This window comes from Erythrobacter sp. BLCC-B19 (assembly GCF_028621955.1).
In the GTDB taxonomy this organism is placed as follows: Bacteria; Pseudomonadota; Alphaproteobacteria; order Sphingomonadales; family Sphingomonadaceae; genus Erythrobacter.
In genome coordinates this window covers 1,062,506-1,077,810 of record NZ_CP117516.1, presented here as the reverse complement: position 1 = coordinate 1,077,810, position 15,305 = coordinate 1,062,506, and the positions used below count along the sequence as shown (strand labels likewise).

Genomic DNA, 15,305 nt, shown 5'->3' with positions numbered 1-15,305 from the left:
TGTGTTCCTTCGATCAGGCTTGCTGGAGGGCGCGGCGCACAGCGCTGGCGATCTGGCGGGACGAGCGCTGCATGGCGGTGGGCGCGGCCTGCCCGCGCGGGACGGCGACCTGGATCGCCACCCGCACATCGCGGCCCGGCGCCGCGCCGGTTTCAACCCGCCCGGCTTGGGTCGGGACGAACAGCTCGGGCCCGCGTTCCCCCACGAGGTAAGGCCGCCCGGGCGATACCGGCCCGCCAGTCGCGCGGCCCGGCAGGCCGAACAGCGCGCCGATCGACTGGCCCAGCAGATTGCCGAGCCCGCCGCCCCCGCTCCCGCCCGCGCCGCCAAACAGGCTGCCGATCCCCGATTGCAGCGCAAACCCCGCAATCTCGCCCAGCGCGCTGAAGGCGACCCGTTTGAGATCGTCAAAGCCCAGGCTCCCGCGCCGCAACGCACCCAGCAGGCCGCGCTCCAGCACGTTGCCCGCCCGCGCAAAGCCATCGACCAGCGAGCCGTCGAGCGAGCGGCGCATCCCCTCGACATCGCTGGCAAAGCCATCGGTGCTGGCGCGCACTTCGATCACCATTTCCTCGAACGTGTCAGTCATGGGCATCGCGCTCCATCATGCGGGCGATCATCTCGCGGGTGGGTGGGGGAGGGGTGGCAGGGTCTTCGGGTGCGGCGAGTGCCATCGCCAGTTCGGCCGGGGTGGCGCTCCAGAATTCGCCCGGTCGCCAGCCCAGCAGGCGTGCGGCCAGCGCGCACCAGCGGGCGGCGGCCTCGGCGAAGGACGCGCTCATGCCTCGCCCTGCAAGACCTGCGCGAGCACCGCGCGCACCGGCTGGGTCGCGCCGACCAGCCCCATCGCCAGCACCGCCTGCCCGACCGCGATCCGCTCCGGGCGGCCCTCGGCGGGCAGGCAGTGCCACAACAGCGCGGTCATTTCGGTCAGCGTCAGCGTGCCCGCGGCGGCACGCTCGACCAGCGCGAACAGCGAGCCGAGTTCGGCCTCGGCCAGCACCAGGTTTTCGAAGCTCGGGCGCAGCACGTAATGGCGGCCAGCTACGGCAAGCGAGCTTTCACCGCGCAGGGGATTGGCCGCGGGCATCACGCCGCCACCACCGGGCCGGAGCTTTCGAGCTGGAGCGTGTAGCTGCGCTCCCCGTTGAAATCCCCGGCATAATCGAGCCGCTGCACGAGGAACCGCCCGCGCAGCTTCTCGCCATCCTCGAAGGACAGCTCGTAATCGTCGAGCGTCCCAGCCAAGGCGTGGGCGCGCACTGCGCTTTCCGCCGTGCTGCCGAGGAAGATTCCCGCCGCGCTGACCGAGACCGAGCGGTTGCCCGCCCCCGACAGCAGGTCGCGCCAGCCGCCCGATTGCTTGTGGGTGACGACCACGGTGTCGCCGTTGATCGACATCTGCGTGGTGCGCAGGCCGGCGATGGTCTGATAGGCCGGGGGTGAGGCTCCGTTGGTGATCTTGAGCAGGAAGGCGGCGCCGGATTGTGCGGGCATGGGTCAGGCTCCTTGAAGCGGTTCGAGAATGCGGAAGCGGTATTCGACCAGCGCCGCCCGGCGGTTGTCCGCGCGGGCCTCGCTGCGCGAGCGCAGGAAGCGGATCGAGGCGAGTTCGAAGCCGGGGTGGAACGGCGGCAGATCGAGCACGCGTCGTTCGATCGCGCCCAGCAAGGCCGCGTCGCCTGCGGTCAGATCGGAGTGGCTTTGCAGCTCAAGCGCGATCCGCACCTCGCGCCCGGCGCGATCCTTCGTGCCCCAGTCGGCCGATGCACTGGCGGCAATGCCGAGCCAGGGCGGGGTGACGGACAGCGGCGCTTCTTCCTCGATCGCGTGCAATTCGGCGAGGGCCGGATCGGCAGCGAGCCAGGCGATCAGGCTTGCGCGCAGGTCATTTTCCATCGCGGCTATCTCCGAAAAGGTCAGGCCAGAGCGCTGCTGCGGAATACCAGTCCGCTCGCGATCGGCGGGCGCGGGTTGCAGCCTGTGTTGCGGTAAGGGCTGCGGCCCGCGCCCGCATTTGCTGCACCACGCGGCCTGCGCGCAGAACGGCGCGGATCATCCGAGCCGCATTTCGCGCCATGGCCGCCACAAGGCGGTGACGCTGGCGGGGGGGACAGCGGACTTGCCCTCGCGGTCGCGGAAATGATGCGCGGCGAGGCGAATGATCCCGTGGCGCAGGGGCGGCGGAAGGGTCGCCCAGTCATTGGCAACTCCGACCACAAGCTGCAAAGCGAGCCCTCGGCCTTCGAACGGGCGCAGGATCTGGACGCAGGCGCTGGCCGTGATGCGCCACTCGAGCACCTCGGCCAGCACCGCAATCGGTGTGCGACTGCCATCGGGCGCGATCAGCGCGCCAGCGGTCAGGTCGGTGACAGGCCGCGAGACCAGCTCTTGCCAGCCGCTCACCAGCGGGATGACTTCCTCGACCGTCTGGCGCAGCGGCGCCTTGCCGGTGAAAGCCTCGCAGATGGTCAGGCTCGTATCGAGCAGCGCCATCAGCGTTTCGTCTTCGTTGTCGCGGTTGATCCCGAGCCAGTGCTTGAGCTCCGCCAGCGCAGGCGCGCCCGCCACCGGGGGCTGCACGATTGTCCGCTGCATCGCGGTTTCTCCCAATGAGTGATCCACAAGGTTGCGCCCGCATCGCGTGTGTCAGGCGGGAGGAACGGCCTGAGGCGATGCGGGCGCGAGAGTCCGGACGGGGCGCGAAGGGGAACACGCCCCGTCCGGTAGGGGGTAAGCCGGGGGTGTCTCAGGCCTCGACCTTGAGCAGCTTGATCGCCGCCGAATCCAGCACCTTCCCGCCGATCCGCTTGGTCGCGTAGAAATGGACGAAGGGCTTGTTGGTGAAGGGATCGCGCAGGATCCGGGTCGCGCTGCGTTCGGCGATGAGATAGCCGTTGCGGAAATTGCCGAAGGCCAGCGGGAAGGCGCCGGCTGCCACATCGGGCATATCTTCGGCCTCGATCACCGGATAGCCCAGCAGCCGGTTGGGCTGGCCTTCGACAAGTCCCGGCTGCCACATGAAGGCGCCGTCTGCCGTCTTCAGTTTGCGCACGGCGGCAAGCGTGGCCGAGTTCATCACGAACACGGCGCCCTGGCGATGGCCCGGGCGCAGCGTGTGGATGAGATCGATCAGCTTGGTATCGAGCGTGGTGCCCAGCCCGGTCGCATTGCCGGTGCCGATATACTGCATCGTCCCGAAGGGGCGCACGCTGTCATCGGTGGTGGCCTTGGTGCCGGTCAGAAAGCCCTCAGGCTGATTGGTGCCCGTGCCTTTGACGAAGGCGGCCCCTTCGGCGCGGGCGAATTCGTTGGCGATCTCGGTCGCCAGCCAGCTTTCCAGGTCGAAAGCGGCATCGTCGAGCATCGCCTGGCTGGCCGCCGGGTTGGCGTAGAGATCGCCGCTCGGAGGCGCGATTTCCGCGAACTGCGGGGTGCCTGTCTCCGGACGCGCGGCTGCTTCGGTGACCCAGCCCGAGGCCACATTGGTGGTCGCCACCAGCTTGCGGTAGCCTGCCGTTCCGGTCTGCACGACCTGCGCGATCGAGCGGATCGGGCTCATCTTGACGATCCGCGAGGCAATCGCCGCGTCGATCTGGCGCGGCACGGCAAAGCCGCCATCGGCGGGCGTGACACCGGTGATCGACTTGAGTTCGGTCTCGCGACCGCGGCGAAGATAGCCATCGACGAAGCTCTTGACCTCCGCCGGGTCGCCAGCCGGTGCCGCGCCGCCCATCGCCGGACGGCTGGCCGCCCGCGCGACCTTGTCGAGGCGGGACTTCACTTCGTCGACATCATTGCGCAGCGCTGCGATGTTCGCCTCAGCCTCGTCCTGACGGGCAAGGATGTCAAAGCTGGCGTCGAGCTGATCGGTGGCGGGGCCATTGGGGGTAGAGGTATTGTCCATGGGGCAGAGGCCTTTCGGTTGGGCAGAAAAAAGGCCGCCCCAGTGGCGGCCGGTGGAAGGGTTGCGGTTTTGCGGGATTTCGGTCGCGCAGCGACCGCAAGGCCGACCGGCCGCCCGCAGCGACCGGAGGGAGCGAGGAAAGCCGAGGCCGCGGATGCGGCCGCCGGCGCTTGAGGCTATTTGATCAAATGCACCCGCGCCATGGGGTGCAGCGGATGCGTGACCAGGCTGACTTCGAAGAGGTCGACCTCGATCAGTTCGCGGCCAGCCGGGCTTTGGCGCGCGGTGCGGGCACGAAAGCCAAAGCTCAGACCATTGACCGCGCGCTGCGACAGCAACTGGGCCGCCCGGCTTTGAGGCCGATCGATGCGGGCGATCACCCTCAGGCCGCGCGCATCTTCCGCAGCGCTTTCAATGATGCCGATCGGCTGGTCGGGACGGTGCTGCCAGTACAGCGGCAGCGGCCCATCGCGGGCCGCCAATGTCCGTGCAAAGGCGCCGCGCCGGATCGTGTCGCGTCCGGCATCGGCAATGTCGAACAGTGCGGCATAGCCGGCAAACCGCATCGGGGCCGCGCTCACAGCCGGTCCCATGCGCCAAGCCTTACGATAATGCCGATCAGCAGCAGCGCCAGTGCGCCGCGAATGATCCATTCGATGAAAGCCTTCCAGGCGCTGGTCTTGGCATCGCGCCACGCCTGGAGCAGCTCGCGCAGTTCGCCCAGGTCGCCTTCCGCGCCCGGATCGCCGAGGCCAAGGCGTTCGAGAGCGCGGTCGGTGGCAAGACCGCTCGCTTCCTCGACGATGGCGCGCAGGGTGACGAGGCCGGCTCCCTCCTCGCGCGCCTGCGCCATCAGGCTGGCCAAAATGTCTTCACGGCTCATGGGGCATTCTCCTCGGCTGGGAAGCCCAGCATCTGGCGCTTTTCGGCGCGGCTCAGGAAATCGGCATCGGAGACTTGCGACCACAGGCGTTCGCGATCCTCGGACAGGGCCGGCACCTGATCGAGATCGATACGAAGCGCAGCCTCGGGGAACCACGGCGCCAGCCCCTCGCGCAGAGCGGCGAACAGCTTCTCGGCGAGCGGGAGCAAGGTCAGCCGCCACAGCGCGCGGTTGGCCTCGCGGTAATTGGCGTAGGTGTTGTCTCCCGGCAGGCCGAGCAGCATCGGCGGCACGCCGAAGGCAAGGGCTATGTCCCGGGCCGCCGCGCTCTTGAGCGTCGCGAAGTCCATGTCGGCCGGGGACAGCGCGATGCTTTGCCACTTCAGTCCGCCATCCAGCAGCATGGGGCGGCCCGCGTTGGTCGCGCCTGAAAAGGCAATATCAAGCTCGCGCCGCAAGCGTTCGAACTGCTCATGCGCCAGTGCTGCGCCGTCCCCGGTCTCATAGACCAGGGCGCCCGAGGGGCGCGCGGCGTTCTCCAGCAGCGACCGGTTCCATGCGGTCGCGGCATTATGGATCAGCACCGCCTGCCATGCCGCTTCGAGCGCCCCTGCGCCGCAGTGGTCATCGAGCGGGTGCATCGCCCGGATCGCGATCACGCTGGGCCAGCCGTTCTCGTCTTCGCTGGCAAGGTGCGTGGTGTGTCCGTCGACGGCGTAATCGAAGCCGCAGGGCCAGCCCCTTGCATCAAGCACCACCTTGACCCGTTCCGGCCGCAGCGCGAACAGTTCGATGGGCGTGCCGGAGGCGTCCTTGATGATCTGCACATAGGCATTGCCATGTAGCAGCAGGCTGGCTGCCAGGGTTTCGACCAGCGATTGTCCGGCGCTCGTGGCCGTCACCAGCGCAGCGAGCCGCGGTTCGGAGCAGTCGAGCGGCGCCTGACCCACACCCTCGGCCAGCAGCCGCACCGACCGCTGGGCGATGGGGTTGGCCAGAAAGCCCTCCGCAATGGCACGACGATATTCGTAGCTGCGCGGGGCCGGGCCGGCCTCGAAAGCCGGCAGCCAGCCCTGCATTGCGCTGGCCGTCAGCGGCACACGGGTCTGCTCCCCGCCCTTGAAGGCGGAGCGGAAGATGTCGAGCAAGGCCATGAGTTTTCCTTTGGTTGTGTGGGCCGTCACAAGGGTGTGATGCTGGGACGCATGGTCTTGCCGAGCAGCAACTCGGTCAGCGCCCACACTGCCGCATCGGCGCGGTCAGGGCTGTGTCCGGGGCCGGCATAGGTGCCGCCGACGAGCAGCCCGCACAGTTGATCCTCGAGCCGCGCGAACACCCCGACATGGCGCACCCGTCCGGCGGCATAGAGCGCGGCGACAGGCTCGGCGCGGGCGGTCTTGCCGCGGCTCGCATGGACGAGCCTGACCGGCAGGGTCTGGTCGGCCGCGCGCAGCACGGTTTCCACCATCGCGCCGCCCTGGTTGGCCTCTGCCACGACGCGGTCGGCCTGCCACTGCTGCGCTGCATCGGCAACCTGCCGCGCCCATTCGGAGGGCGCAGCCCCGCCGAGCGAACAATCGGCCACCACCCGCGCGATGCCGTCGATCCCGAGCATGGCGACGATGATCCCGCATTCATCACCACTGGCGCTGGCAGGCGGATCGACCGCGACCACCACCCGGGCCGCCTCAGGCACCGTCCCATCCTCGCGCGACCGCTCGATCAGCGATCGCGTCCACAACGCGCCTTCGATGTCCTCGAGCAGCTCGCCATTAATCTCCTGCCGGGCAAGCTGCGTGCCGCCATATTCGCTGGCGATGGCAGCGCGAAAGCGTTCCGGCAGGCAGCTGTTGTCATTGGTCGAGCCGCGGCTGATCACCACTGCGTCGCCGTCTGCCGCCTGCGCCACCAGCCGCTTGACCAGCGGAACCGCGCGCGGTGTGGTGGTGACGGCGATGCGGGGGTCTTCACCCAGCCGCATCCCCAGCAGGAGATTATCCCAGCACCGCGTCGCCCGTTCATTGGCGAGCGGCCACTTGCCGATCTCGTCGCACCAGGCATGGCTGTGCTGCGGGCCGCGCAGGGTTTCCGGTTCGGCTGCGGAGAACAATTGCGCCTGCGCCCCGCTGGCAAAGCGGATGCGGTGGAGCGAAGGCTCGAAGATGGGCTGGTGATCGGGCCGGCAGATCGCCAGCAGCCCGCTTTCGCCTTCAACCATCACCGCGCGCGCTTCGGCAAGCGAGGAGGAAATGAGCGCGATGCGGGCGTGGGGGTTGGCATCTGCGATCATGCGCACCCACTCGGCCCCTGCACGGGTCTTGCCGAAGCCGCGACCGGCCATGATCATCCAGACCCGCCAATCGCCCTGCGGAGGGAGCTGCTCTTTGCGGGCGGTGTAGTCCCACAGGTAGTCGAAGCTGTTCTTCTCGTTCTGGTTCAGTATGTCGGCGAGGGCGCGATAGACCTTTTCGCTATCGGCCCGTTCGCCCTCGGGTGTGTCAGGGTCGGCCATCTGGTCGACCATTTCGTCATAGGGGCCACTCATTGGTGCTGGCCCTGTGCAGCCGCCTTCTGCCGGGCGATCCGGCGGCGAATGTCCTCGATCTTGCGGTCGATCGAGGCGCGCACTTCGGCAGCGCTGACATCGCGGACCTGGTTTGCACCGCGCGCAGCCGCATCGCGGTGGGCGGCGAGCAGGCGGATGGCATTGGCGAAGTCGAACTTGCCCTCGTCGGCCGTCTTCGTGTCGCCTTCGCGCAAGCGCCGCACGACGTCCATTTCGAGATGCAGGTAGCCCTCGGCCAGCGCCACCCCCCATAGTCGGGCAAATTCGGGGTCTTCACGGCGCACCTTGTAGGCGCGGCCCGGGCTGATCCCCGCAGCGGCAGCGGAGGTGGTCACATTGGAGCTTTCGGCCAGATGGTCGAGGAATGTCGCGCGCCACTGCTTGTTGACGTGATCGGCCTCGCCCTGTCGCAGACTCGGGCGGATCGTGACGCGCTTGGCATTGGCCATGTCGGGTTCTCCTCGCGCACAGACAAAAAAGGCGGCGCTCCCGATCGGAGGGCCGCCTGCTGGCGAATCGCTATTTCTCGACTATGCCTCTTCCTAACCAGATAGCGTTACGATGTCAAGATAAATAACCATATCGGTTATGTCAGGCGCGCACTTTCGGCGGAGGGATGTGGGGTCATCTGGCAATTGACCCATTGACGACAAACGGATTCGTGCGATTCTCGGATCAAGCTTTTCTTCATGTCGCTTGCGAGGAGGAGTGATGACGACAGACCGCGCGTTCCTGGCACAGATGGCAGGCTACGGCCTGACGACCGTCCAGATCCATTACTACATGCCCGATCACCGCAGCCTGCTGCAGCAATTCGTGATGCAGCAGTATGACGTCGCCCCGCAGTTTCCCGAGCTCGATCGCTTCCTCGCCTTCTGGCGGCGCGAGATCGACGCGGTGCTGCATTCGGTGCGGGTCGCACACAAGCACCTGATCGGCCCGCAGGAATGGCGCGCCGTCGACGGGATCATTTCCATCCACTGAATTTTAGCGCTTTTCACGCCAAGCTGCCGTCTTCGGACCCCCCAAGGACGACGCGCTGTGCTGCAAGATCACGTTACGGAACTGCCGCTGGCTGTGCTGCTCACTGCGCATGGGTTGGTGCTGGCTGGCCTGACGGCGATGATGATTGCCTTGTCACGGCGTCAGAAGCCGCGGGGCTGGCGGCTGATCGCGCCGTCGGCGTCGCATTGGTTCGCTGTGCTGGGCAGCTGGGCTTTGTCATTGCTGATCAGCTGGGTATGGTTGTTTGTCGGTTCTGCCCGCCATGATGCGGCAGAGCAGATGCGCTGGGCTTTTCTGCTGGCCTCGACCTTTGCACTGGGTGCAGCCTACGTGGCGTTCCAGATTTCACACCTGCTGCGCATGGGCCTGCGATGGCGCGGGGATGAGCTTGTCTGGTCCGGCAAGGGTTGCGCGCGCCAGCAATCCATCCGCGATTGCGTCGATCTCGGCAAGCGCTGGACGGGGCATTCGCGCGTTCGGTTTGCCGACGGCGCAACGCTCGACATCGATCCCTACGCCGCGCACGCGACTGGGCTGCTAGCGTTGTTCGCCGAACAGGTCACGCACAACGCCTTCGACGACGGCAGCAGCCGGATCAGATAATCCCGATTGCCTTGCCAGCCCGCTCGAACATCCCGAGGATGGTCTGCACCTGCTCGGCCGAATGTTCTGCGCACAGCGAGCAGCGCAGCAGGGTCATGCCTGCCGGGGTTGCCGGGGGACGGGCGAGGTTGACGTAGAGGCCTTCCTTCAAGAGCGCCTCCCACATCATCGCGCCGCGTTCGAGATCGGGCATGATCACCGCGATGATCGCACTCTGAGGGGTTTCGGTGCCGAGCTTGAAGCCGAGGTCGCGCAGTCCCTTGTGCAGGGTGCGGCTGTTCTCCCACAGATGCGCGCGCTTGTTGCTGCCGTGCATCAGCTTGCGGATCGAGGTGGCGCTGCTGGCCATCACGCTCGGCGGGAGCGCGGCGGTGAAGACGTAGGGGCGGCAGACGAGGCGCATCACCTCGAACTTCGGGTGGTTGGAGACGCAGAAGCCGCCGACCGTCCCGACGCTCTTGGAGAAGGTGCCGATGATGAAGTCGACATCGTCCAGCACGCCCTGTTCTTCGGCAACGCCGCGGCCATGTTCGCCGATGAAGCCCATCGAATGGGCCTCGTCGACCAGCACCATCGCGCCGTGGGCCTTGGAAATGCGCACCATCTCCTTGAGCGGTGCGACATCGCCCATCATCGAATAGACGCCTTCGAGCACCACCAGCTTGCCCGCGCCCGCCGGCACCCGCTTCAGGCGCTTTTCGAGCGCTTCGATATCATTGTGCTTGAAGGGGACGACCTCGGCATCGCCCATCTTGCAGCCATCCCAGATCGAGGCGTGGCTATCGATGTCGAGGATGATGTAATCGCCCTTGCCCGCCAGCGTCGAGATCACGCCGAGGTTGGCCTGATACCCGGTCGAGAAGACCATCGCATGGTCCATCCCGTAGAAATCGCGCAGCGCCGCCTCGACATCGCGGTGGTCGCGGAAGGTGCCGTTGAGCACGCGGCTGCCGGTCGTCCCCGCGCCGAAATCCTCCATCGCCGCCTTGCCGGCCGCGATCACGTCGGGGTCGAAGGTCATGCCCATGTAGTTGTAGGTGCCGAGCAGGATCGTGTCGCGCCCGTTGCACACTGCGCGGGTGGGCGAGAGCACCTGCTCCATCACCAGATTGAACGGATCCTCCACCCCGGCGGCGAGAAGCTGCTCGCGGGTCTGGATGATGGGATCGAACTTGGCGAGCAGGTCGACGGGCTCGGCAGCGGTGGTCGTTTCGGTCATGGCGGTTGCCATTATCAGCTATCCTGCAACTTGTGGACTGCGGCGACGAGCTGACCCCAGTTTTCGATCTCGGCCTGCTGGTTCATGCTGATTATGATGTCGAACTCGTCCTCGATCGCAGCGACGAAATCCATCACGGTGAGGCTGTCGAATTCGAGATCGCCGGCAAAGGTGGTCGCATCCTCGATCGCGATGCCCTTCTTGTTGAAGGGCGCGACAAGATTGCGGATGGTGGCATCGACTTCTGCGGGAGTCATGGCGAGGTGCTTTCTTCGGGTCGGTTGTCGCGCGGGCCTTAGCCCGGTAATACGGCTGCAAAGCGGCGGATGATGCAGCTTGTCAAGTTTTCGCCGCGCCAAGGCAGGGTGGCGCGGCCTTTCCGGGGGGGAAGTATGGCTGAAAATCCGACCGATGGCGAAGTGCCCAAGGCTGCGCCGTCGCTTCCCTCGCCATCGGGCTATTCCAATCACGCGATCCATCTGGTGCGCACCACCCAGCAGATCAACCTCGCCCTGAGCCAGATGGCCGACCAGAAGGCCTCGATCCTTATGGGCGCGACCTTTCTCGTCTTCACCATCGCAGTCGGGCAGGCGCGTGGAGGATCGCTGCCGATATCGCTCGCGGTGCTGGCGCTGTTTGCCTTCATTTCGGCCATGTGCGCGGTGTTTGCGGTGCTACCCTCGGTCAGCACCCCGCAATCGGCGAAACTCAATGACGGCGTGCCGAACAAGCTGTTTTTCGGATACTTCACGCACATGGACGAGAGTGAATGGACCGACAGCGTGCTGTCCGAACTGCGGGCTGACGAAACGGTGTTTCGCACCATGCTGCACGATGTTTACCAGAACGGGCAGGTGCTCCAGCGCAAGAAGTACAAATTCCTCGCCTACGCCTACAAGAGCTTCATGTTCGGCATGTGTCTGACGGCGATCACGTTTTTCATAGAAATCGCAGTGCGTTATGCGTGACGCCGGTTACACCAGAGCGTTGACCGCATTCATGAAAGGCCCGATCGACACCGGCTTCGACAGATAGCCCTCGGCTCCAGCGGCGCGAATGCGTTCCTCGTCGCCCTTGGCGGCAAAGGCGGTCACCGCAAGCACCGGGATGCCCGAGAGGCGGCGGTCGCGCTTGGCCGCCTCGATCAGGTCAACGCCTGAGACGCCGCCGAGCTGGATGTCCATGATGATGAGATCCGGGGTCACCAGCCGCGCCGTCTCCAGCACCAGATTACCGTCGGCCACCGGCTCCACATCGAAGCCGTTCGCGCGCAAGACGTCGCAGAACAATTTCCGGTTGAGGTCATTGTCCTCGACAACCATGATCCGCTTTGTCACTGCACGCCCCGCATAACGACCGCCTTACGATTAACCCCGCGCAAAGGACAGAACAATCCCGCTTTGCTCCGCCCCCGAGCCGACCAACCCGCAAATGCTGGCGCTGGCGGCGCTTGGCTGGGTGCTGGAATGTGGGGATCGCGCCGCGCGCTATCTTGAATTGACCGGGCTCGATCCCGATTCTCTGCGCAGCGGGCTGGGCGATCCCCTGATCCTCGCCTCGGCGCTGGAATTCCTCGCCAATCACGAACCCGACCTGATCCGCGCGGCCGAGGCGCTTGCCGTCACGCCCGAGGAACTGGTCGCCGCCAAGGACGCTTTGCAAGCATGACCCGCCCCCTGATCATCTCCGATTGCGACGAAGTGCTGCTGCACATGGTAGCGCCCTTCAAGGACTGGCTGGAGGCGAGCCAGGGCGTCAGCTTCCACCTCGAAGGCCACAATTTCGCCGAGGCGCTGCGCTGGAAGGAGAGCGGAGAATTGCTCGCCCCGCCCGATATCTGGCGGATGTTGCGGCTCTTTTTCGACAACGAAATGGATTCGCAAATGCCCATCGCTGGCGCGGTCGAGGGGATCAACACCCTCGCCGAAAAGGCCGATGTTGTGATTTTGACCAACCTTACCGACCACCACCGCGATGCCCGGGCCGAGCAATTGGCCAAGGTCGGAATCAATGCCCGGGTGTTCACCAATCAGGGCCCCAAAGGCCCGGCATTAAAGGCGATTATCGAGGAATATGCGCCCGCCAAGGCGTTCTTCATCGATGATCTGGCGCAGCATCATGCCTCGGTTGCAGAGATCACTCCGCAGGTTACCCGCCTGCACCTGTGCGGCGAACCGATGATTGCCCATGCCATTGATTGCGCACACAAATCAGGCCACGCCGAAGCCCGGATCGACCGTTGGGACGAAGCGCTTCCGTGGCTGCTGGATCGACTTTGAGGAGCTTAAGAATGACGACAATCCGCGCAAAACTCGACACGCTCGGCATTACCCTGCCCAAAGCCGCCGCACCCGTGGCAAGCTATGTGCCGGTCGTGGTGCATGGCGGATTTGCCCATGTTTCGGGCCAGCTGCCCTTTGCCGATGGCCAGGTGATCAAAGGCCGGCTGGGCGATGATGTCAGCGTTGCCGAAGGTCAGGCTGCGGCGCGGGCCTGTGCGCTGATGATCGTCGCGCAGCTCGATGCGGCCGGGCTGCTTGAGCAGGTCGAGCGGATCGTCAAGCTCGGTGCTTTCATCAATTGCACCGCCGACTTCACCGATCAGCCCGAAGTCGCCAATGGCGCGTCCGATCTGATGGAGCAGGTGTTCGGCGATGCTGGCAAGCACGCGCGTGCTGCCGTGGGCGTGCCCGCCCTGCCGCGCGGGGCGGCGGTCGAGGTTGATGCGGTGGTTGCCCTCAAGGCATGAGCGCAAGGCCCGTTCCCGACTGGCTGACGCGGTGGGAGTTTGCCCATCGCGGGCTGCACGGTGCGGGCGTGCCGGAGAATTCGCTCGCCGCTGCCAAGGGCGCGATCGCGCGTGGCATGGGGATCGAGTGCGACATCCAGATGTCGGCCGATGGCGCGGCGATGGTGTTCCACGATTGGGAGCTGTCGCGGCTGACCGGCGCAATCGGGCTAGTCGCGATGTTCAGCGCCGATGCCCTCGGCGCGCTCGGCCTGCTCGGCACCGATCAGCGCCCGCCGCGACTGGAAGCGCTGCTTGACCTGATTGCCGGGCAGGTGCCGCTGCTGATCGAGGTGAAGTCGATGCCCGGCTATGATGTCGCCCGCTCCTGTGCGGCGGTGGCGGCGCGGCTGGCCGACTACCAAGGTGCCGTAGCGGTGATGAGTTTTGATCCTCGTGTGCCAGAATGGTTTGCCGATGCCGCCTCGCCCATCACCCGCGGGCTGGTCGGCACGGACAGTTTCGAGAACGGCTTCGAGGGCGTGTGGCGCACCCCCGAGGCGATTGCTGCCGCGCAGCCCGATTTCCTCGCCATTGATGTGCGCGACCTTCACCGGCCCGAGGCAGCGGCATGGCGTGCCGGAGGCGGCCCGCTGCTGACGTGGACAGTCCGCTCGCCTGAGACGCGGGCGACCGGTCTTGCCCTGGCCGATGCGCTGATCGCTGAAGGGGAAGGGCTGGCGTGAGCGACGCCCCGAATGAAGGCGGTCTCACCGTCCGCATCGCGCCCTCGGTCGGCAGTTTCGATGCCGCGGAATGGAACGCGCTCGGCGGGAACGACAACCCCTTCGTCTCCCACGAATTCCTGACCGCGATGGAGGATTCGGGCAGCGTCGGCCCGGGCACCGGATGGGAACCTGCGCCGATCGTCATCACCGACGAAGGCGGAAAGCTGCTCGCAGCCATGCCGTCCTATGCCAAGGGGCACAGCCAGGGCGAATATGTCTTCGATCACAGCTGGGCCGATGCCTGGCACCGCGCCGGCGGGCGATATTACCCCAAGCTCCAGATCGCCGCGCCCTTCACCCCTGCGACCGGCCCGCGCCTGCTCCTGTCCGACCCGAGCCTAGCACCCCATCTGCTCAAGGGGGCCGAGGCCGTGTGCCTGCAGAACGCCATGTCGTCGGCCCATGCAACCTTCATCGCTGACGATCAGATCGCGCTGTTCGAGGCCGGCGGCTGGCTGACCCGCAGCGACATCCAGTTCCACTGGTTCAACCGCAATTACACAAGCTTCGAGGATTTCCTCGGCGCGCTCTCCTCCCGCAAGCGGAAGGATTTGCGCAAGGAGCGCGCCGCCGCCACGCAAGGCCTCACCATCCGCCACCTTACCGGCGCAGACATCCGCGAGGCGCATTGGGATGCCTTCTGGGTATTCTATCAGGACACGGGCAGCCGCAAATGGGGCAGCCCCTATCTCACCCGCGAGGCCTTCAGTCTGCTTGGCGAGCGGATGGGCGACCGGATCGTGCTGATCCTCGCCTATGACGGCAGCGAGGCGATTGCCGGGGCGCTGAATTTCGCCGGGAAGGAGGCGCTCTACGGGCGCTATTGGGGCTGCACGCGCGAGGTGCGCTTCCTGCATTTCGAGCTGTGCTACTATCAGGCGATCGACATTGCGATTGCGCGCAGACTGGCGCGGGTCGAGGCGGGAGCACAGGGCGGGCACAAACTCGCCCGGGGCTACGAACCGGTGCAGACGCTTTCGGCCCATTGGATCGCCGATCCCGGCTTTCGCGCGGCGGTCGCCGATTTCCTCGAACGCGAGCGCGCCGGGGTGGCGAGCGACCAGCTCTACCTCGGCAGTCGCACCCCGTTCCGCAAAGATTAGGCGGCGCGCAGGCGGCCCTCGGCGAGCCACTGGCGCGCGCGGCGCTGGGCTTCGGCGATTTCGCGGGCGGTCATTTCGTCGGAAATGTCGGCGCGGCAATGGGCCGCTTCCTCGTGCCCGCGCGCAGCGGCGAGGTTGAACCACTTGTGCGCTTCGATGAGATCGCAGGGCGCGCCGTTGCTGCCGGTCGAGAAGGCGACACCGAGATCGAAGCAGGCGCCTGCCTGTCCTTCGCTTGCGGCGGCCAGCCATGCGCCCAGCATGGTATCTTCGGCGGCGTGCTGCGCGACATTCGCGTTCAGAGTGATGATCGTCATAAGTGGTCCCCGTCAGTCACCAGATCGCCCCCCGGCGACCTTCCGTGCTGCAAGGAGTGCGGCGTTTATGGTCAAAAATTAGTTAACAGCGGTTGCACTTTGTCGGCTCCCGCGAGCCTCGGCCGGTTTGCCCCCCGATCATTCCCAAAGCCGCTTGTGCGCCAAGGGGGGCTTGCCTATAGGCGG

The 15,305-nt window shown here is 66.1% G+C and carries 24 protein-coding genes; 8 read left to right on the top strand and 16 right to left on the bottom strand.

The window, feature by feature from the left end:
- Nucleotides 1-13: 13 nt before the first annotated feature.
- From PS060_RS04905 to PS060_RS04850, 12 genes are all read right to left on the bottom strand, one after another.
- Nucleotides 14-589 carry a tail tape measure protein gene (locus PS060_RS04905; RefSeq protein ID WP_273985899.1) on the bottom strand — a complete coding sequence of 192 codons (576 nt, stop codon included), beginning with the start codon at nt 587-589 and terminating at the stop codon, nt 14-16.
- On the bottom strand, nt 582-782 hold the full coding sequence (locus PS060_RS04900) for a phage tail assembly chaperone (protein ID WP_273985898.1): 201 nt from the start codon (nt 780-782) through the stop codon (nt 582-584). The genes PS060_RS04905 and PS060_RS04900 overlap by 8 nt, the downstream gene beginning before the upstream one ends.
- Nucleotides 779-1,090 carry a gene transfer agent family protein gene (locus tag PS060_RS04895; RefSeq protein WP_273985897.1) on the bottom strand — a complete coding sequence of 104 codons (312 nt, stop codon included), beginning with the start codon at nt 1,088-1,090 and terminating at the stop codon, nt 779-781. Before PS060_RS04895 ends, PS060_RS04900 begins: the two co-directional genes overlap by 4 nt.
- Complete coding sequence (locus PS060_RS04890) at nt 1,090-1,497, bottom strand: phage major tail protein, TP901-1 family (RefSeq protein WP_273985896.1); 408 nt, start codon at nt 1,495-1,497, stop codon at nt 1,090-1,092. Before PS060_RS04890 ends, PS060_RS04895 begins: the two co-directional genes overlap by 1 nt.
- Before the next feature lie 3 nt (nt 1,498-1,500).
- Complete coding sequence (locus tag PS060_RS04885) at nt 1,501-1,899, bottom strand: DUF3168 domain-containing protein (RefSeq protein WP_273985895.1); 399 nt, start codon at nt 1,897-1,899, stop codon at nt 1,501-1,503.
- A 156-nt stretch (nt 1,900-2,055) separates the two neighbouring features.
- Entirely contained in the window at nt 2,056-2,598 is a 543-nt protein-coding gene (locus tag PS060_RS04880) for a head-tail connector protein (protein WP_273985892.1), read from the bottom strand.
- Between the two features lie 151 nt (nt 2,599-2,749).
- A complete protein-coding gene (locus PS060_RS04875; RefSeq protein ID WP_273985891.1) occupies nt 2,750-3,907 on the bottom strand; it encodes a phage major capsid protein in 1,158 nt (385 codons plus the stop codon).
- A 176-nt stretch (nt 3,908-4,083) separates the two neighbouring features.
- Nucleotides 4,084-4,500, bottom strand: coding sequence for an HK97 family phage prohead protease (locus tag PS060_RS04870; protein ID WP_273985890.1), 417 nt, complete (start codon nt 4,498-4,500; stop codon nt 4,084-4,086).
- Nucleotides 4,485-4,790 carry a DUF6127 family protein gene (locus PS060_RS04865; RefSeq protein WP_273985889.1) on the bottom strand — a complete coding sequence of 102 codons (306 nt, stop codon included), beginning with the start codon at nt 4,788-4,790 and terminating at the stop codon, nt 4,485-4,487. The genes PS060_RS04870 and PS060_RS04865 overlap by 16 nt, the downstream gene beginning before the upstream one ends.
- Complete coding sequence (locus tag PS060_RS04860; protein WP_273985888.1) at nt 4,787-5,944, bottom strand: phage portal protein; 1,158 nt, start codon at nt 5,942-5,944, stop codon at nt 4,787-4,789. Before PS060_RS04860 ends, PS060_RS04865 begins: the two co-directional genes overlap by 4 nt.
- A 26-nt stretch (nt 5,945-5,970) precedes the next feature.
- Nucleotides 5,971-7,335: a DNA-packaging protein gene (locus PS060_RS04855; RefSeq protein ID WP_273985886.1), complete on the bottom strand. Its 1,365-nt coding sequence runs from the start codon at nt 7,333-7,335 to the stop codon at nt 5,971-5,973.
- Nucleotides 7,332-7,805 carry a hypothetical protein gene (locus tag PS060_RS04850; protein ID WP_273985885.1) on the bottom strand — a complete coding sequence of 158 codons (474 nt, stop codon included), beginning with the start codon at nt 7,803-7,805 and terminating at the stop codon, nt 7,332-7,334. The genes PS060_RS04855 and PS060_RS04850 overlap by 4 nt, the downstream gene beginning before the upstream one ends.
- Before the next feature lie 262 nt (nt 7,806-8,067).
- Here PS060_RS04850 and PS060_RS04845 point away from each other — a divergent pair, with 262 nt between their 5' ends.
- Nucleotides 8,068-8,340: an usg protein gene (locus PS060_RS04845; RefSeq protein ID WP_273985884.1), complete on the top strand. Its 273-nt coding sequence runs from the start codon at nt 8,068-8,070 to the stop codon at nt 8,338-8,340.
- A gap of 57 nt (nt 8,341-8,397) precedes the next feature.
- Nucleotides 8,398-8,964, top strand: coding sequence for a hypothetical protein (locus PS060_RS04840; protein ID WP_273985883.1), 567 nt, complete (start codon nt 8,398-8,400; stop codon nt 8,962-8,964).
- On the opposite strand, the gene spt is transcribed toward PS060_RS04840, so the two are convergent.
- Nucleotides 8,957-10,195, bottom strand: coding sequence for a serine palmitoyltransferase (spt, locus tag PS060_RS04835; RefSeq protein WP_273985882.1), 1,239 nt, complete (start codon nt 10,193-10,195; stop codon nt 8,957-8,959). The two genes, PS060_RS04840 and spt, sit on opposite strands and share 8 nt — an antisense overlap.
- A 2-nt stretch (nt 10,196-10,197) precedes the next feature.
- A complete protein-coding gene (locus tag PS060_RS04830; protein ID WP_273985881.1) occupies nt 10,198-10,440 on the bottom strand; it encodes an acyl carrier protein in 243 nt (80 codons plus the stop codon).
- 135 nt (nt 10,441-10,575) lie between these two features.
- Between PS060_RS04830 and PS060_RS04825 the strand changes: the two genes are divergently transcribed.
- Entirely contained in the window at nt 10,576-11,151 is a 576-nt protein-coding gene (locus PS060_RS04825) for a Pycsar system effector family protein (protein WP_273985880.1), read from the top strand.
- A gap of 6 nt (nt 11,152-11,157) precedes the next feature.
- On the opposite strand, the gene PS060_RS04820 is transcribed toward PS060_RS04825, so the two are convergent.
- A complete protein-coding gene (locus PS060_RS04820) occupies nt 11,158-11,520 on the bottom strand; it encodes a response regulator (RefSeq protein WP_273985879.1) in 363 nt (120 codons plus the stop codon).
- A gap of 94 nt (nt 11,521-11,614) precedes the next feature.
- Between PS060_RS04820 and PS060_RS04815 the strand changes: the two genes are divergently transcribed.
- Genes PS060_RS04815 through PS060_RS04795 form a run of 5 tightly spaced genes read left to right on the top strand, consistent with a single transcriptional unit; the run spans nt 11,615 to nt 14,802 of the window.
- Nucleotides 11,615-11,851: a DUF3572 family protein gene (locus PS060_RS04815; protein WP_273985878.1), complete on the top strand. Its 237-nt coding sequence runs from the start codon at nt 11,615-11,617 to the stop codon at nt 11,849-11,851.
- Nucleotides 11,848-12,462, top strand: a complete 615-nt coding sequence (locus PS060_RS04810) for an HAD family hydrolase (protein ID WP_273985876.1) — start codon at nt 11,848-11,850, stop codon at nt 12,460-12,462. Before PS060_RS04815 ends, PS060_RS04810 begins: the two co-directional genes overlap by 4 nt.
- An 11-nt stretch (nt 12,463-12,473) precedes the next feature.
- Entirely contained in the window at nt 12,474-12,932 is a 459-nt protein-coding gene (locus tag PS060_RS04805; protein WP_273985874.1) for a RidA family protein, read from the top strand.
- Nucleotides 12,929-13,657: a glycerophosphodiester phosphodiesterase family protein gene (locus tag PS060_RS04800; protein ID WP_273985873.1), complete on the top strand. Its 729-nt coding sequence runs from the start codon at nt 12,929-12,931 to the stop codon at nt 13,655-13,657. The genes PS060_RS04805 and PS060_RS04800 overlap by 4 nt, the downstream gene beginning before the upstream one ends.
- The gene (locus PS060_RS04795; protein WP_273985871.1) at nt 13,654-14,802 is read left to right on the top strand and encodes a GNAT family N-acetyltransferase; all 1,149 of its coding nucleotides are present in this window, start codon (nt 13,654-13,656) and stop codon (nt 14,800-14,802) included. The genes PS060_RS04800 and PS060_RS04795 overlap by 4 nt, the downstream gene beginning before the upstream one ends.
- Here PS060_RS04795 and PS060_RS04790 read toward each other — a convergent pair.
- Entirely contained in the window at nt 14,799-15,119 is a 321-nt protein-coding gene (locus PS060_RS04790) for a hypothetical protein (protein ID WP_273985870.1), read from the bottom strand. The genes PS060_RS04795 and PS060_RS04790 overlap by 4 nt on opposite strands.
- Between the last annotated feature and the right edge of the window lie 186 nt (nt 15,120-15,305).

Coding starts and splice junctions, on each gene's coding strand:
- PS060_RS04905 (WP_273985899.1), bottom strand. CDS start 589: ATGACTGACACGTTCGAGGAAATGGTGATCGAAGTGCGCGCCAGCACC.
- PS060_RS04900 (WP_273985898.1), bottom strand. CDS start 782: ATGAGCGCGTCCTTCGCCGAGGCCGCCGCCCGCTGGTGCGCGCTGGCC.
- PS060_RS04895 (WP_273985897.1), bottom strand. CDS start 1,090: ATGCCCGCGGCCAATCCCCTGCGCGGTGAAAGCTCGCTTGCCGTAGCT.
- PS060_RS04890 (WP_273985896.1), bottom strand. CDS start 1,497: ATGCCCGCACAATCCGGCGCCGCCTTCCTGCTCAAGATCACCAACGGA.
- PS060_RS04885 (WP_273985895.1), bottom strand. CDS start 1,899: ATGGAAAATGACCTGCGCGCAAGCCTGATCGCCTGGCTCGCTGCCGAT.
- PS060_RS04880 (WP_273985892.1), bottom strand. CDS start 2,598: ATGCAGCGGACAATCGTGCAGCCCCCGGTGGCGGGCGCGCCTGCGCTG.
- PS060_RS04875 (WP_273985891.1), bottom strand. CDS start 3,907: ATGGACAATACCTCTACCCCCAATGGCCCCGCCACCGATCAGCTCGAC.
- PS060_RS04870 (WP_273985890.1), bottom strand. CDS start 4,500: ATGGGACCGGCTGTGAGCGCGGCCCCGATGCGGTTTGCCGGCTATGCC.
- PS060_RS04865 (WP_273985889.1), bottom strand. CDS start 4,790: ATGAGCCGTGAAGACATTTTGGCCAGCCTGATGGCGCAGGCGCGCGAG.
- PS060_RS04860 (WP_273985888.1), bottom strand. CDS start 5,944: ATGGCCTTGCTCGACATCTTCCGCTCCGCCTTCAAGGGCGGGGAGCAG.
- PS060_RS04855 (WP_273985886.1), bottom strand. CDS start 7,335: ATGAGTGGCCCCTATGACGAAATGGTCGACCAGATGGCCGACCCTGAC.
- PS060_RS04850 (WP_273985885.1), bottom strand. CDS start 7,805: ATGGCCAATGCCAAGCGCGTCACGATCCGCCCGAGTCTGCGACAGGGC.
- PS060_RS04845 (WP_273985884.1), top strand. CDS start 8,068: ATGACGACAGACCGCGCGTTCCTGGCACAGATGGCAGGCTACGGCCTG.
- spt (WP_273985882.1), bottom strand. CDS start 10,195: ATGGCAACCGCCATGACCGAAACGACCACCGCTGCCGAGCCCGTCGAC.
- PS060_RS04830 (WP_273985881.1), bottom strand. CDS start 10,440: ATGACTCCCGCAGAAGTCGATGCCACCATCCGCAATCTTGTCGCGCCC.
- PS060_RS04825 (WP_273985880.1), top strand. CDS start 10,576: ATGGCTGAAAATCCGACCGATGGCGAAGTGCCCAAGGCTGCGCCGTCG.
- PS060_RS04815 (WP_273985878.1), top strand. CDS start 11,615: ATGCTGGCGCTGGCGGCGCTTGGCTGGGTGCTGGAATGTGGGGATCGC.
- PS060_RS04810 (WP_273985876.1), top strand. CDS start 11,848: ATGACCCGCCCCCTGATCATCTCCGATTGCGACGAAGTGCTGCTGCAC.
- PS060_RS04805 (WP_273985874.1), top strand. CDS start 12,474: ATGACGACAATCCGCGCAAAACTCGACACGCTCGGCATTACCCTGCCC.
- PS060_RS04800 (WP_273985873.1), top strand. CDS start 12,929: ATGAGCGCAAGGCCCGTTCCCGACTGGCTGACGCGGTGGGAGTTTGCC.
- PS060_RS04790 (WP_273985870.1), bottom strand. CDS start 15,119: ATGACGATCATCACTCTGAACGCGAATGTCGCGCAGCACGCCGCCGAA.